The sequence below is a fragment of the Coprobacter tertius genome (genome assembly GCF_024330105.1).
GTDB classification, from domain to species: Bacteria; Bacteroidota; Bacteroidia; order Bacteroidales; family Coprobacteraceae; genus Coprobacter; species Coprobacter tertius.
In genome coordinates this window covers 198,139-212,069 of record NZ_JANDHW010000003.1, presented here as the reverse complement: position 1 = coordinate 212,069, position 13,931 = coordinate 198,139, and the positions used below count along the sequence as shown (strand labels likewise).

18 protein-coding genes are annotated in these 13,931 nt (G+C 47.3%); 16 read left to right on the top strand and 2 right to left on the bottom strand.

Annotated features, from left to right (window positions below):
• The first annotated feature begins 10 nt into the window (after positions 1–10).
• From NMU02_RS04400 to NMU02_RS04345, 13 genes are all read left to right on the top strand, one after another.
• The gene (locus NMU02_RS04400) at positions 11–313 is read left to right on the top strand and encodes a hypothetical protein (protein ID WP_255026058.1); all 303 of its coding nucleotides are present in this window, start codon (positions 11–13) and stop codon (positions 311–313) included.
• Between the two features lie 4 nt (positions 314–317).
• Positions 318–539, top strand: a complete 222-nt coding sequence (locus NMU02_RS04395; protein WP_255026056.1) for a hypothetical protein — start codon at positions 318–320, stop codon at positions 537–539.
• Positions 520–780 carry a hypothetical protein gene (locus NMU02_RS04390; protein WP_255026054.1) on the top strand — a complete coding sequence of 87 codons (261 nt, stop codon included), beginning with the start codon at positions 520–522 and terminating at the stop codon, positions 778–780. The genes NMU02_RS04395 and NMU02_RS04390 overlap by 20 nt, the downstream gene beginning before the upstream one ends.
• Positions 781–782: 2 nt before the next feature.
• Complete coding sequence (locus NMU02_RS04385) at positions 783–1,169, top strand: hypothetical protein (protein ID WP_255026053.1); 387 nt, start codon at positions 783–785, stop codon at positions 1,167–1,169.
• Position 1,170: 1 nt separating this feature from the next.
• A complete protein-coding gene (locus tag NMU02_RS13705) occupies positions 1,171–1,536 on the top strand; it encodes a VRR-NUC domain-containing protein (protein WP_354003101.1) in 366 nt (121 codons plus the stop codon).
• A 99-nt stretch (positions 1,537–1,635) separates the two neighbouring features.
• On the top strand, positions 1,636–1,926 hold the full coding sequence (locus NMU02_RS04380; protein WP_255026052.1) for a hypothetical protein: 291 nt from the start codon (positions 1,636–1,638) through the stop codon (positions 1,924–1,926).
• A gap of 5 nt (positions 1,927–1,931) precedes the next feature.
• Positions 1,932–3,503, top strand: a complete 1,572-nt coding sequence (locus NMU02_RS04375) for an SAM-dependent methyltransferase (protein ID WP_255026051.1) — start codon at positions 1,932–1,934, stop codon at positions 3,501–3,503.
• A gap of 7 nt (positions 3,504–3,510) precedes the next feature.
• Positions 3,511–4,029 carry a terminase small subunit-like protein gene (locus NMU02_RS04370; protein ID WP_255026050.1) on the top strand — a complete coding sequence of 173 codons (519 nt, stop codon included), beginning with the start codon at positions 3,511–3,513 and terminating at the stop codon, positions 4,027–4,029.
• The gene (gene terL, locus NMU02_RS04365; protein ID WP_255026049.1) at positions 4,026–5,489 is read left to right on the top strand and encodes a phage terminase large subunit; all 1,464 of its coding nucleotides are present in this window, start codon (positions 4,026–4,028) and stop codon (positions 5,487–5,489) included. Before NMU02_RS04370 ends, terL begins: the two co-directional genes overlap by 4 nt.
• A gap of 26 nt (positions 5,490–5,515) precedes the next feature.
• Positions 5,516–7,006 (top strand): phage portal protein, encoded by a 1,491-nt coding sequence (locus NMU02_RS04360; RefSeq protein WP_255026048.1) that lies wholly within the window; start codon positions 5,516–5,518, stop codon positions 7,004–7,006.
• A gap of 38 nt (positions 7,007–7,044) precedes the next feature.
• Positions 7,045–7,500 (top strand): hypothetical protein, encoded by a 456-nt coding sequence (locus tag NMU02_RS04355; RefSeq protein ID WP_255026047.1) that lies wholly within the window; start codon positions 7,045–7,047, stop codon positions 7,498–7,500.
• Positions 7,500–9,194 carry an ADP-ribosyltransferase domain-containing protein gene (locus tag NMU02_RS04350; RefSeq protein ID WP_255026045.1) on the top strand — a complete coding sequence of 565 codons (1,695 nt, stop codon included), beginning with the start codon at positions 7,500–7,502 and terminating at the stop codon, positions 9,192–9,194. Before NMU02_RS04355 ends, NMU02_RS04350 begins: the two co-directional genes overlap by 1 nt.
• On the top strand, positions 9,191–9,385 hold the full coding sequence (locus NMU02_RS04345; protein ID WP_196053086.1) for a hypothetical protein: 195 nt from the start codon (positions 9,191–9,193) through the stop codon (positions 9,383–9,385). Before NMU02_RS04350 ends, NMU02_RS04345 begins: the two co-directional genes overlap by 4 nt.
• Positions 9,386–9,504: 119 nt before the next feature.
• Here the strand turns inward: NMU02_RS04345 and NMU02_RS04340 are convergent, their stop codons facing one another.
• Positions 9,505–9,981 carry a hypothetical protein gene (locus NMU02_RS04340; protein WP_255026043.1) on the bottom strand — a complete coding sequence of 159 codons (477 nt, stop codon included), beginning with the start codon at positions 9,979–9,981 and terminating at the stop codon, positions 9,505–9,507.
• A gap of 7 nt (positions 9,982–9,988) precedes the next feature.
• Complete coding sequence (locus NMU02_RS04335) at positions 9,989–10,402, bottom strand: hypothetical protein (protein ID WP_255026041.1); 414 nt, start codon at positions 10,400–10,402, stop codon at positions 9,989–9,991.
• Positions 10,403–11,487: 1,085 nt separating this feature from the next.
• Between NMU02_RS04335 and NMU02_RS04330 the strand changes: the two genes are divergently transcribed.
• Genes NMU02_RS04330 through NMU02_RS04320 form a run of 3 tightly spaced genes read left to right on the top strand, consistent with a single transcriptional unit; the run spans position 11,488 to position 13,925 of the window.
• Positions 11,488–12,207, top strand: a complete 720-nt coding sequence (locus NMU02_RS04330; RefSeq protein WP_255026040.1) for a hypothetical protein — start codon at positions 11,488–11,490, stop codon at positions 12,205–12,207.
• A gap of 18 nt (positions 12,208–12,225) precedes the next feature.
• Positions 12,226–12,807, top strand: coding sequence for a hypothetical protein (locus NMU02_RS04325; protein WP_196053090.1), 582 nt, complete (start codon positions 12,226–12,228; stop codon positions 12,805–12,807).
• A 17-nt stretch (positions 12,808–12,824) separates the two neighbouring features.
• Positions 12,825–13,925 (top strand): major capsid protein, encoded by a 1,101-nt coding sequence (locus NMU02_RS04320; protein ID WP_255026038.1) that lies wholly within the window; start codon positions 12,825–12,827, stop codon positions 13,923–13,925.
• Positions 13,926–13,931: the final 6 nt, after the last annotated feature.

Here is a 13,931-nt window from a genome sequence, read left to right as displayed (position 1 = left end):
AAAAAAAGATATGAAAGTAAAGGACATAATTAAGGACGACAAATTTAACGAGTTCTTAGGCTACGAAATTGAAGCCTACAACAAACGACCTGCTCCGCAAGAAGGTTACAGGTACCGCCGGACACCGTACGACGCTATGAAGGACGCGGGGATATTTACGGTAGAAGGTATTAGGGAAACTTTTATACAGGTTGCAAACCTTGAAAGCAAACTACCGAAGGCCCAGCGCGACGCGATAACCGGGCTTGTTTTCAGAGTAGCCCAAACGGTAGTAAACTATCGGGCGAAACAAGAAGCAGAAACTAAAAAGTAACGGTATGAACAAAGGGGAAATTACCTATACGATAAAAGTAAAAAGGCGAACCGGCCTATTATGGAATATGGTGTTTTGGCTTGTATTCTTTACGGCTGTGCCGCTTCAATTGATTTGCTTATGGCTTTCCAAGGGGTTAGCCATTATTTCGGATTTGCTTCGGGAACTTTATTACCGGGCATGGTTCAAACAAATAACAGAACATTATGAAGGACGAAGAAATTAGGGCTTTGCGGGAAGAAGTAAAAACGCTTAAAGCCCAAAAAAAGGAATTGGCTTGCAGGTTAAACGGTCTTTCTTCGGCGTTAATACAGGTTCTAAAAGTAAAATCCCTTAGAGGTTGCGAGGTAAAAAATTGGTTGGGATTTGAGAACGGGAACGGTACAGATGTAGGGCAAGATATAGAACGATTGATAAAGCGGGCCGAACGGGAACAGAAGTATTTATTAACTGTTAAACACGAATAGGCATGTTCGACACAAACAAAGTTATAGTAATTGCCGACGTTACAAAGCAGCCGTATTTATCGGTTGCAAGGTTTTCGGGCGGTTGTCGGGTAAATGGCGTATTCTACGCCTACGTTCCCAAGCACGATATTTTAGTGCGCGAAGATTGGTTAAAGGTATATTCGACTATGGATTACGGAAAATTTATATCTGCCGTTAAAACCGGGAATAAACCTGAATTACCAACTTGCCGGACTTGTAAGCACCGCCAACGGTGGGAGTTGAACGACCATAGTACGAAGATAGTACAAAGTTGCGCCCTTCAAAAGAGCCGAAGAACGGGTAACGGATTGAAGCGGATAAAGGTAACTAACACGGCTTGCCCCTTATACGAAAAAAGAACCGAATAATATGAGACATATAGAAAGCCAAATACAGAAGAACTGCGTTACTTGGTTCCGGTTGCAATACCCGAAAATAGGCCGCCTTCTTTTCGCGGTTCCGAACGGCGGGGCAAGGAACGCAAATGAAGCCGCGATTATGAAGGGCGAAGGAGTAACGGCCGGGGTTGCTGACCTTATACTACTTTACCCTTCCGGCGGGTTTCATTCACTTTGTATCGAGTTTAAGACCCCAAGCAAAAGCAGCCGGCAAACGCCAACACAAAAGGAATGGCAAGCGTTGGCAGAAGCGCACGGTAATAAGTACGTTGTTTGCCGCTCATTAGAAGACTTCCAGCAAGTTATACGGGCATATATACCCCGTTTATGTTGGTAACTTTTTAATTATTCTTGGATAAAGAAGCGTATTATAGTAATGCGCTTCTTTTATTTTTGCGTAACGCGAATATTTACACACTAATAAACGTACACAGGTATGAAAGAAAAGATTTTACAGGCCCTTACGACCTTTAAGGGCTACTTATTCAGTTCGGACAAATGGCTGCATTTAGCGGCCGGATTTATCATCGCCTTCTTCGTAGGACTTTTCGGAGTTTTCTATGGGCTTTCCGCAGGTATTTTGGCCGCCGCCGGAAAAGAGATTTACGACAAATTCAGCAAGAAAGGAACCCCGGAAGTTTGGGATTTCGTTTTCTCTGTTGTTGGCGTACTTGCCGGTATCATTAACGTACTATTGGCCCGCTTGGTATTCCACTTCATCGCGTAGAGCCTATGGCACCGAAGAAGATTATAGAAGCAGATATAGCCCAACTTATACCGGACGATGTAAATTTCAACAAAGGTACGCAGTTCGGCCAAAGTTTGATAGAAAAGAGCCTGCGCCAATTCGGGGCGGGCCGTTCTATTCTTTTGGATAAGAACAACCGTATTATAGCCGGAAACAAGACCGTAGAAAACGCCGGGCAAATCGGCTTAGAAAAGGTTTTGATAGTAGAAACCACCGGCGAAGAAATAGTAGCTGTAAAGCGTACCGACATAGATTTAGACACGCGGGAAGGGCGCGAACTTGCCTTAGCCGACAATGCGACCGGGGCCGCTAACCTGGCTTGGGACGAAGCGGCACTTACCCAAGCGTCGGATAAGTGGGATATAGCCCCCGACGATTGGGGCGTAGAATTGGAAGGCTACGGCGGAGAAGGCGGCCAAGGGGAAGAAGATACGGAAGAACAGCTTAGAAGACTTAAAGACGACTTCGTAATGCCGCCTTTTTCCGTGCTTAACACCCGTACGGCCGAATGGCAGGAACGCCGCCGCGCTTGGTTGGAAATAGGTATAAAGAGCGAGGAAGGAAGGGACGAAGATTTGACATTTGCCAAATCCGCTCAACCGCCGATATTCTACGACACAAAAAACACGCTTCGGGAAACCTTGGGGCGGGAACCGTCTACCGATGAAGTGTTAGCGGAAATGGAGAAGAAGGGAATACAGGCTATGGCGACTACTTCAATATTTGACCCCGTTCTAACCGAACTTTCCTACCGTTGGTTCAATATCGAGGGTGGACGCATTTTAGACCCTTTCGCTGGCGGAAGTGTTCGCGGTATAGTAGCGGCAAAATTGAATATGCCCTATGTTGGTAATGACCTTCGGGAAAAACAGGTAGTAGCCAACATAGAGAACGCGAAGGAAGTTTTAGGTAACATACCGGCCGAAATTGCTCCGCGTTGGACGGTTGGGGATAGTACGCAGCTTGAAGACGTGTTACAAAAGAATGGCGTTACCGGCGATTTCGATATGGTATTTTCTTGCCCACCGTACGCAGATTTGGAAGTATATAGCAACGACCCCCGCGATATTTCCAATATGGATTACCCGCAGTTCTTGGAAGCCTATAAATCCGCGATAAAGCAGGCTTGCGCCCGATTGAAAAACAATCGTTTCGCTGTTTTCGTAGTTGGGGACGTTCGTGATAAAAAGGGTATTTACCGCAATTTCATAGGCCATACTATCGAAGCCTTTACGGAATGTGGGCTAAGCTACTATAACCACTTGATTTTAGTAAACCAAATTACCAGCCTTGCAATGAGAATACGCCGACAATTTAACGGTGGTCGCAAAGTTGGCAAGGTACACCAAAACGTATTAGTATTCTGTAAAGGTTCAGTAGAAGAAACGGTAGACCAATTCGAAGAAGTACAGGTTAAGAAGGCCGTAGAACAATTCAATAAGACCCGCGAGAATAGCGGCCTTCACGACGACGTATTAGTATTTTACAAAGGCGACCCGAAGACTATAAAAGAAGAATTTGGAGAACTACACGCGGGGGACGATTTGCCGCAATAAGTAAGTAATGGGAAGACCAACGAAATACAATAAGAAGATAGCCGAAAAGATATGTTCGCTTATCGCTACCGACACTTATACGGTGGCGGAAGTATGCCGTATGGTTAAAATTTCCGATTCTACTTATTACGATTGGATTACCCGGTTTCCGGAGTTTTCGGATAATATAAAAAAGGCCGAAGCGGAACGTATGGCCTTCTTCGTAGCAGAAGCGAAAAAAAGCCTTTTACGAAAGATACAAGGTTACACGGTGCAGGAAAAGCACATAACTACGGTAGGTTCCGGTAAGTACGACGTAAACGGCAAGGAGATACCGCGAATAAAGGAACAGAAGGTAGTAGATAAACATTTCCAGCCGGACACGGCGGCGATAATATTCACGCTTACCAACGGAGAGCCGGAGAATTGGAAGAATAGACAAAACAACGAAGTAACGGGCAAGGACGGTAAGGATTTGTTCGGGCAACTTACGGACGAAGAATTAGACGCACGTATAGCCGAATTGGAAAAGAAGTTAGGGAAATGACACGCCAAGAGAAAATAGAATATATAGCCGCATTACGGGAAAGGTTGATACGAGAAGCACGTACCGACCTTTTGCCGTTTACCCGTGCTACTATGCCTACTTTTGACCCGGCCGAATTTCATATACGATATTACCACGTTCTAACCTTATTCGCGGAAGGAAAGATTAAAAAGCTAATGGTATTCATGCCGCCCCAGCACGGCAAAAGCGAAGGTTCTACGCGCCGCCTTCCGGCTTATATACTTGGCCGGAACCCGGACAATAAAATAGCCGTAGTAAGCTATTCGGCACCGAAGGCCCGCAAGTTCAACCGCGAAATACAGCGTATTATAGACACCCCGGAATATGCCGAAATATTCCCGGAAACGCGCCTTAATTCATCGAACATTACGACCGTTGCCGGGGCCTGGCTTCGCAATGCCGACGAATGCGAAATAGTAGGACACCGGGGCGGTTTTAAGACCGTCGGCGTAGGTGGCCCGCTTACGGGCGAACCGGTAGATACCCTTATAATGGACGACATTTATAAGGACGCTAAAACTGCTTGGTCGGCGGTTGTTCGTGAAGCTATCGAAGATTGGTACGACACGGTAGCCGAAACCCGACTACACAACAATAGCCAGCAGCTTATAGTATTTACCCGCTGGCACGAAAATGACTTAGCCGGCCGCCTTTTGGAGCAGCAAGGAATATACGACCCGGTAAACAATACGAACGGGTGGGTAGTAGTAACATACCAAGCGATTAAGAAGGGCGCACCTACCGAATACGACCCACGCGAAGAAGGTACGGCACTATGGCCAGAACGCCACAACTTAGAAAAGTTGGAAGCAATACGCACCCGAAACCCGCACGTATTCGAAAGCCTTTACCAGCAAGACCCGAAACCATTGCAGGGCCTTATGTACGAAAACCCATTTAAGGAATACGACATACTGCCGGCCACCAAGCTACGGAAGGTTAAGAACTATACAGACACGGCGGACGAAGGCGCGGATTTCCTTTGCTCGATAACCTACCTTGAAACAGAGATAGGAAACTTTGTTTTGGACGTGCTTTATACGGCTAAGCCTATGGAGTACACCGAACCCAAAACGGCCGAAATGCTAACCAAACACGCGGTAGAATTGGCCGTAGTAGAGAGTAACAACGGCGGCCGTGGTTTCGCGCGTAATGTAGAGAAACAAGCCCGGTTAATGGGTAACAACAAAACCCGTATTAAGTGGTTCCACCAAAGCCAAAACAAGGCCGTACGCATATTTACGCATAGCGCGGAAGTGCAAAACCTTACTTATTTCCCGCGAGGGTGGGCGCAAATGTGGCCCGACTTCTACCAAGCCCTTACGCACTATATGAAGGTTGGCAAGAACGCCCACGACGACGCGCCGGACGCATTGACCGGAACCGTAGAGCAACGGCCCATTACAGGTAAGAAAAGCGCGGCCGGATATTTCGCATAATGTTTAACTATTAAAATAACAACAAAATGAATAGCAAGCAGCTTAACGAACTTTTGGCAGGCGAAAACCATAGTACCGCTATTGCCGAATTGAAGAACGGGCGTAACGCGACAGAGCCGAACGCTGCCGAATATATCGCCCAGCTTGACCCCAAAGGCCACGACGTAAACGACCCGGTAAAGCGTAGGGATAAGAAGGTAAAAGTAGACCTTTCCGACTTCGATATAAACGACGAAGAAAAGAAGAATATAAAGACCGTTACCAACGGAAACGGTGAAACCGAAAACTTCCGTATAGAGCCGGTTGCTCGCGTAGCCTTGGCAATTCAGAAACTTATAGTAAAGCGGGCCGTAGCCTTTACGTTTGGAAACCCCGTAACCCTTAACGCGGAACCGGAAGAAGGCACCAAGGAAGCCGAGGTTTTGAAAGCTGTAAAGCGCGTTTTGTTCGACACCAAAAGCCGAACCCTTAACCGCAAGGTAGCGCGGGCCATTTACAGCAGCACGGAAGCGGCCGAACTTTGGTACCCGGTGGAGAAACAGACGAAAAACTACGGCTTCGATTCGACGCACAAACTTCGGGTAGCCATTTTTAGCCCGTTGTTCGGCGATAGGCTTTACCCCTACTTCGATGAAACGGGCGATATGATAGCTTTCTCCCGCGAATACGTCGTAAAGGATAGCGCGGGTGTAAAACATACCTATTTCGAAACCTATACCGATACCGAAATACGGAAATGGACGCTTACGAGCAACCAATGGCAATTATTGGACGGCTACCCCAAGAAGAACCAAATAGGCAAAATTCCGGTTATTTATGGCCGCCAGCCTGCCGTAGAATGGGAAGACGTGCAGAACCTTATAGACCGCTTGGAAAAGTTGCTTTCCAATTTCGCCGATACCAACGACTACCACGCAAGCCCGAAAATCTTTACTACGGGTACTATTTTGGGTTGGGCCAAGAAGGGCGAAAGCGGGGCCGTTATAGAAGGCGAGGAAGGAGCAACAGCGCAATATCTTAGCTGGGCGCAGGCCCCCGAAAGCGTAAAATTAGAGATAGAAACCCTTTTGCGTATGATTTACACCATTACGCAAACGCCGGATATTTCTTTTGATTCAGTAAAAGGTATAGGGGCCGTTTCGGGTGTAGCCTTGAAACTTTTATTTATGGACGCTCACCTAAAAGTACAGGACAAATGCGAAATTTTCGACGATTATTTGCAGCGTCGATTAAGCGTAATACAGGCGTTTTTATCGCAGATGAACACAAAGGATAAGGCTTTTGTAGACGCTTGCGGTAGCCTTATTATAGAACCCGAAATAGTGCCGTTTATGATTGAGGACGAATCGGCGAACGTAAACCTTCTTCTTTCGGCAACCGGTCAGAAGGCTATTTGTTCTCGGAAGACGGCCGTACAGCAATTGGGCTGGGTAAACGACACAGACGCAGAGATAGAGCAGATAGAAGCCGAAGAAAGTGCGGCTTCCTATTCGTCTATTTACGAACCCACCGAATAGCTACTAACCAAGTATATAACTAAGTTACTAACTAAGATATGGGTAACATAGTAGCAAAATTCGACATAGATAAGCTATTTGCAGGTGTTTACGAAGCAGTAGACATTATAACGGCCACCGTCGTAGACGCTATGCAAATGGCTTGTTTAGAGGTTACGCGGAACGCTAAACTATTGAACACCTACAAAGACCGGACGCACCTGCTACGTTCGTCGATTGGCTTCGTTATCTACAATCACGGCGAAAAGGTAGCGGAAAGTTTCGGTTCTACCGGTGGCGAGAAAGGGAGCGAAGGCGTAGAAGAAGGTAAGCGTATGGCAGCACAAGCAGCCGCACAATACCCGAACGACATAGTAGCCGTTATAGTTGCCGCCGCCGATTATGCCCTATACGTCGAAAGTAAGGGGTACGACGTAATTAGCGGGCCTTGTAGCGAGTTAAACGGCATTTTAAGTAAGTATATACGAATTGCAATAGAAGAACTTAGGGCGTAATGGATAAAAGGCAGGAAGTTATACGATACATAGCGAGCGTAGAAAAACAGCTTTACGCCCTGTTTGGCGATACATACCAGGCAGCTATAAAACTTACCGAGGTTAGGAAAGCAATAGAAACGGGGGCTTCTTTCACATGGAAGGGGAACCCAGCAGCCGAACGCAAATTAGACCGATACCTAAAAGACCTTAGCAGTAAAACAGCCCTTATTACCAAAAACGGCATTATAGGGAGTTGGGACAAAGGAGAAGCACGAGTAAGTGAACAGGCGTTAGAAACATTCGGGAAGACATCTGAACGGCGGAAAGAAGCTACCGACATTTGCGAACAGGCAGTAAAGGCACACCGGGCCAAAGGTGCAACGGGACACGCTTACGCTAATGCCGACCGCGAGGGTATGAACTTATCTACCCGTGTTTGGAATTTGACAGCGAAGGCGAAACAAGAACTTGAAATTATCATACAAAACGGCATACTTGAAGGTAAAAGCCCGGAAGAAGTAAGCCGTAGCCTTCGCGGTTACTTGAACAATCCCGACGCGCTTTATAGACGGGTTAGGAACAAAGAAACCGGGGAACTTGAATTAAGCCAAGCGGCAAAGAAATACCACCCCGGCCAAGGCGTATATAGGTCGGCGTACAAAAACGCCCGCCGGCTTGCAGTTACAGAAATGAACGCGGCCTACCGTCGTGCAGAGTGGGAAAGCTACCAAAATAACCCCCTTGTTATAGGGTATGAAATTCGACTAAGCAACAACCATACGACCACCGTAAACGGAAAAGTAAAGCGGCTTGTAGACATTTGCGACAAATTGGCCGGACGGTACCCTAAAACTTTCCGGTGGACTGGTTGGCACCCGCATTGCCGTTGCGAAATGGTGCCTATCTTCATTTCGGAAAGCGATTTTAGGGAACGGATAAGAGCGCGTAAGGCCGGGAAATTGAAGGATTGGAAGCCGAACCCCAAGCGCACCGTAACACAGGTTCCGAAAGCCCTAACCGATTGGATAGCCCAAAACGAGGAACGCTCGAAAGGTTGGCAGACTTTACCGTACTTTGTTCGGGATAACCGAAAAAGTATAGGTACCTTGCCGGTAAACACCTATACAGCCGAAGAACGGAAGTTTACGAGGGCAAGAAGTACGGCCGAAGCAATGGAGCGAGCAACGCAATTGCTTAGTACGCTTTACCCGGATATTCAGAATACGGAGCTTGCGGCCCTTCATCACTATACCCAGCAGGGCGGGAACTATCGGCAGCTTAATAAGCAGTTGGATAAAGGCGACCTTACCGACTTTAACAAGGCTTCGGCTTCCCTTATGGCTAAGGCGTTGGAAGGATTGCCGAAATACCGGGGAACCGTCTACCGAGGTGCAATTATGAAGCGGAAGGATTACGAACGCCTTTACGCCGGCAAAGACGAAGTAAAACACGCTATTTTCACTTCATCGACAAAAACGCCGGCGGTTGCTTACCGGTTTGCCAGCTATCGAGATTTGAAGAAGACGGAAGTACGGGTACTTTTTGAAATTCAGAGCAAAAACGGCCGCGACATATCCGATATTTCGGAATTTAACGGTAAATTTGCTCCCGAAGACCAGCGGGAAGTATTATTTACTAACGGCACCCGGTTTAAGATAGTGAAGCACGAAATTTCCGGGCAAGAAGTCCGCATAACACTTGTAGAGCTATGACAGAAGTAAAAGAAATAGATAAGTGGCCCGATAACGATAAATGGGCGAAGGCCCGTAAGGATTGGGACGCAATGCCGAAGGACGAAAAAGAAGCGTACCGGCGGGAACACGCGGCCGCTATCGACCGTTGGGAAGCAGAAACCGACGCTATGGCGGAAGACGACGATACAGAAGAAAAGAAGAAGGAGTAGCACCGCGCTACTCCTTCCTTATTTTTCCCGAATTTCGATTTTGTGGCCTTCAATTCCGTAGGGATATAGGCCGATACCCGACAAAGGAGATAAACGGAAATAGGGCCGTTTCTGGCCGGCTATTGTTTTACGAAAATGTACGGTAGCGACAAATCGGGGTCGTGAAGGTGCATTTTCGTATCGCTTTTTATTGAAAGCGTGAATTTCTTATATAGTTTCTTTGTAGAAGTCCGGTATAAGCGTAGTTCATCGGCCGTGTTCGATACCCAATAATAGCACGGGACATCTTCGTACCCTTCGCTATGGTAAACCAATTCGCCAAAGGCAGAGAATAACAGCCGTTCTCCTTCGATAAAGTCGTTTTCGTAGATTTCTACGGGCTTATTGTTTTGGGTTCCGAATATGATTTTATCCGGGTCGGGTTGGAGTTCGGCACCGGGATAGTTGCCAAGGTTAGAAAATTGCGTGTCGGCCCAAGTTCCATTAAACACGGATAAGGCTTTTTCTTGTTGTTCGGTATAGTTTCTTCCGGGGTCTTCATCTTTGGAACACCCTACCAACAGAAAGAGCGCACATAACAGGCAAAAGTGTTTCATAAGATACTCAGTTAAACAGTTCGTAAAATTCATTCCCGGATTTCATTTGCTTAATATTTTCCGGTAATTGCTCGCCTATCTTTGAAAGGTCGTTTGTAAGCCTTTCTTTCAACTTCAAAAAATCCGCGTCTATGTTTTTCGTTATTTGGTCGTAGTTGTTTTCCGACTTATCCAACCCTGAATAATTGAGTTCGGAAATACTATCGTAGAAACGATTTAATAACATTTCTTTTGCTTTCCCTTTGCTTCCCGAAGCAAGTAATTTGCGTATTTCAAAGTTGAAGTTAGACTTATTCGAATATCCGCAATTTTCGCGCAGTTTCTTAACGTCATTCGTCATTATCCATAACTTGAAGAATAGGATAATTTGCAGGAAAGCAGCCGCAAGTGTTAGTAGGGCTAATAGTTCTTCTATTTGCATAGTCGTAAAATTTGCGCCCCAAGAACCCGAACAGGCAATTACTAAACGCAGAAAGCGTGGGCCTTATCGGTTTACAAGTTTGAGGCATCGCCAAACGCCCACCATAGAATAAACCATAACCCACGCTTAGCGATATATCGGAAATGGATATACAGCCAGCGAGCGTTAATAGGCTCATCTATGGTTCGTTAATTGGCGATTTTCAAACTTAGATACCTATACGCTTCCGTACACGTTCCCGGATTTCTCCCCGGAACGTTGCAAATATACTGCAAAAACACTAAATAACACTATTTTACGGCGAAAAATCGAGCAAGGAGCAAGGCAGGAGCTACCCAGCCCCTAAGAAGGAGCAGACCAGCCACAGCCCAGCCCCTAACCAGCCCCAAGGCAGCCCCACAATTTCGCGCGGAACATTCGGCGCAATTTTCATTTTTATAAAATCAATAAATAACTATATATCAGCAAATAACGCACACAAAAGCGAGGGGCTGGCCAGCCCTTGGGTAGCCCCAAGCGTGCCCCTTCTTAGGGGCACTGGATAAATATAAAGAAAAAGAATATTTCTTTATAGGGGGGGTATGGGGGGGGAACCTTTCTTTACGAACATACCCCGGAAGCTATCAACATTTCGGAATAGCTTGCAACATTAACTACCAACATTACCGGAATGATGATAGTAACCGCCGCTATGTTGATAGTTCAACCGGCGGAATGATGATAGCAATACGGCGGTAACAAAATTCCCGTCTTCCACTTTTTCGATAGGGGCCGGATAACGGACGAAGCAAGAATACCCGTTTTTGCCCTTTCTCGTGCCCGCTGTTCGACTTTATGCGGTTGGCTGGTATATTTCCTTGTTTGGAGAATAAAACGCGCTAAAATCGCCTTCTTTTGCTATTCCTTACACTGCATTGCCATTTGTTCGCAAAATCACTTACTCAGTAACAGCCGAACAAGAAGCGACCCAGCCCTTACGGTTGAATTGTTGAAACGGGTGTAGAGAACTTGCAACGCTATGCGAATAATCGTATTACTATAATACGTTTCTTTGTTGCAGGTTTAATTAAATCCCAAAAATCAAAATGGAACTAAACGAAATTGTAGCACTACTTGAAACGCAGTTTCCGGGCGTGCGAAAAGACGGGCTTAACCAGCTTGCGCGAGTTATCGCCATGCAGGTTAATACCAAGGAAGAAGCTACCGGTATCGTAGGTAAACTTACCGCCGAAGCCGTAGCGAAGTTTATAGCGGATTGGCGCAAAGACGCGGACGCGGAAATAGACAAAGCAAACAAAACGCGCGAGGACAACCTGCGCAAGAAGTACGACTTTGTGGAAAAGAAACCGGAAGACGGCGGCACCCCACCCGCACCGGCCGGAACCTTGGACGCCGCAACCGTGCAAACAATGATTACGAACGCCGTAAAGGAAGCTACTAAGGGCTTGCAGTCCGAAGTAATGAGCCTTCAAAGCGCGGCCGTAACCGCCAGCCGCCGGGAAACGCTTGTTAAAGAGCTTGCCGACGTACCCGAAGCCTACAAAGCTAAGGTTCTTAAAGATTTCGACAGGGTAGCCAAACTTGGCGGCTTTGCCGATGAAAACGCATTTAACGAGTATCTGACCGAAACCAAGAACGACGTAGCAGCCTTCGGCCAAGAGTTGGCAGACCGGGGCCTAAGCCTTCACGAAAAACCGGTACTTGGTTCCCCCAACAAGGACGGAGTAAGCGCGGGCGTAGAAAGCTACATACAGGCAAAGGCCGCAGAAGCCGAAAATAAAGGCTTGGGCGGCAAAGAGGTTTAACGCTTAAACACTTGTAAAATGCTTAGAATCGACAGGAAAAAGGATAACCGCGTTATTCGCGCGTTTACCCACAAGCTCGCCGATATTCCGAACGGTATTACCGTTTCAGCCGCCGACCTTACGCAGAAAGTTCTGCACGAAGGTACGCCGGTAGGAAAGGACGAAAACGGGCTTTACCATGTAGTGAAAGTAGCCGTTCTTGCGGACGACGCTACGAACTCCGCTACCACCTACACCGTAAAGAAGGGCCATAACTTCAAAGTCGGCGACGTGCTTATGCTGGCTTCCGGTAAAGCGGCTTACGCTATTACCGCTATCGCCACAAACAGCGGCGACGCGACCAAAGACGACCTTACGGTAGGTACAACCCTTGGAGTTGCCGCAAAAGCCGGCGATTCGCTTTACCTCGCAGCCAAGGCCGGGGCTTCGGGGGCAGCTTTCAAATACGCACCGGTAGCCCTTGTAGGCGAAAGCTACGACGTAGACGCGCTTAGCAACCATATCGTAAACGCCGTAACTATCGGGCAGATTCGGGAAAGCAATATCCCGCCTATCGGTGCCGAAGTGAAAGCCAAACTTACCGGTATTCAGTTTATCTAATTTAATCGGGAAAAGTTATGCAAAGGAGCTTAATGATTGGCATTACCGAAAGGGATATGCAGGCCGTAGTTAATACCTACGACCTTAAACCGTATTACTATCCTACCTTGTTCCCCTTGAAGGAGAACTACACGCTTACGTGGAAAGCCCTTGAAGCGCAGGTAGGGTTAAAGATTGCCGGCGACCTTGTAGCGCGTGGCGCAAGTATCAACAAGAAGACCCGCGAAGCTATTGCGCGTATTCAGGGCGATATTCCGAAAGTGGCTATTAAGCGCACCAAGGACGAAAACGAGCTTAACGAATACGACATTATGGTCGCCATGACTTCCGCGAACCCCGACCTTCGGGCGTTGGTAGAAGCGTGGGCCGAAGATACGCAGTACTGCTGGGACGGGGTGGCCGCCCGCTTGGAATGGATTGCGTTGCAGTCTATTTCGTTGGGTAAAGTAACGCTTACCAACGACAACAACAATAGCGTAATTACCGAATACGACGTAGATTATCAAATCGACGCAACGCAGAAGGTAGGATTTCAGACCGGCTCGGCCGCTTGGAACACCACCGGCGCAAAACCGTTTAGCAAGGACTTTAAGGCTATCGTAGCTAAGGCCAAGAAGAAGGGTATTAGCTTGAAGTACGCCTTTATGAACCTTGACACCTTCGCGCTTATGGTTCAGACCGAGGAAGTAACGAAACTTTGCGCTTCGTTCGCGGCTAACGCCTTGAACATCGCACAAACGCCGAGCTTGGAGCAGGTAAACGCGGCTATGAAAGGTTTGGCGTACCTGCGCGGCTTGCAGGTCGTAGTTATCGACCAAGATATTACTATCGAGAAGGACGACGGAAGCCGCATTACCGGCAACCCGTTCGCCGATAACGTGGTAATGTTCAGCGAAAGCAAGGTACTCGGTTCGACCTATTGGAAGAAGCCGGCCGATATGAACCTTAAAGGTTCCGTAGCTATCAAAGCTATGAACGGCCACACTTGCGTAAAGAAGTATTCCACCGAGGAACCTATCGAAGAAGTTACCGTAGGAATTGCAAACGCTTTCCCGGCTTGGCTTTCTTCGGGCCGTTCCTTCCTTCTGGACACTTCTAACAGCACTTGGACACACTAACGAAGA

Coding starts and splice junctions, on each gene's coding strand:
- NMU02_RS04400 (WP_255026058.1), top strand. CDS start 11: ATGAAAGTAAAGGACATAATTAAGGACGACAAATTTAACGAGTTCTTA.
- NMU02_RS04395 (WP_255026056.1), top strand. CDS start 318: ATGAACAAAGGGGAAATTACCTATACGATAAAAGTAAAAAGGCGAACC.
- NMU02_RS04390 (WP_255026054.1), top strand. CDS start 520: ATGAAGGACGAAGAAATTAGGGCTTTGCGGGAAGAAGTAAAAACGCTT.
- NMU02_RS04385 (WP_255026053.1), top strand. CDS start 783: ATGTTCGACACAAACAAAGTTATAGTAATTGCCGACGTTACAAAGCAG.
- NMU02_RS13705 (WP_354003101.1), top strand. CDS start 1,171: ATGAGACATATAGAAAGCCAAATACAGAAGAACTGCGTTACTTGGTTC.
- NMU02_RS04380 (WP_255026052.1), top strand. CDS start 1,636: ATGAAAGAAAAGATTTTACAGGCCCTTACGACCTTTAAGGGCTACTTA.
- NMU02_RS04375 (WP_255026051.1), top strand. CDS start 1,932: ATGGCACCGAAGAAGATTATAGAAGCAGATATAGCCCAACTTATACCG.
- NMU02_RS04370 (WP_255026050.1), top strand. CDS start 3,511: ATGGGAAGACCAACGAAATACAATAAGAAGATAGCCGAAAAGATATGT.
- terL (WP_255026049.1), top strand. CDS start 4,026: ATGACACGCCAAGAGAAAATAGAATATATAGCCGCATTACGGGAAAGG.
- NMU02_RS04360 (WP_255026048.1), top strand. CDS start 5,516: ATGAATAGCAAGCAGCTTAACGAACTTTTGGCAGGCGAAAACCATAGT.
- NMU02_RS04355 (WP_255026047.1), top strand. CDS start 7,045: ATGGGTAACATAGTAGCAAAATTCGACATAGATAAGCTATTTGCAGGT.
- NMU02_RS04350 (WP_255026045.1), top strand. CDS start 7,500: ATGGATAAAAGGCAGGAAGTTATACGATACATAGCGAGCGTAGAAAAA.
- NMU02_RS04345 (WP_196053086.1), top strand. CDS start 9,191: ATGACAGAAGTAAAAGAAATAGATAAGTGGCCCGATAACGATAAATGG.
- NMU02_RS04340 (WP_255026043.1), bottom strand. CDS start 9,981: ATGAAACACTTTTGCCTGTTATGTGCGCTCTTTCTGTTGGTAGGGTGT.
- NMU02_RS04335 (WP_255026041.1), bottom strand. CDS start 10,402: ATGCAAATAGAAGAACTATTAGCCCTACTAACACTTGCGGCTGCTTTC.
- NMU02_RS04330 (WP_255026040.1), top strand. CDS start 11,488: ATGGAACTAAACGAAATTGTAGCACTACTTGAAACGCAGTTTCCGGGC.
- NMU02_RS04325 (WP_196053090.1), top strand. CDS start 12,226: ATGCTTAGAATCGACAGGAAAAAGGATAACCGCGTTATTCGCGCGTTT.
- NMU02_RS04320 (WP_255026038.1), top strand. CDS start 12,825: ATGCAAAGGAGCTTAATGATTGGCATTACCGAAAGGGATATGCAGGCC.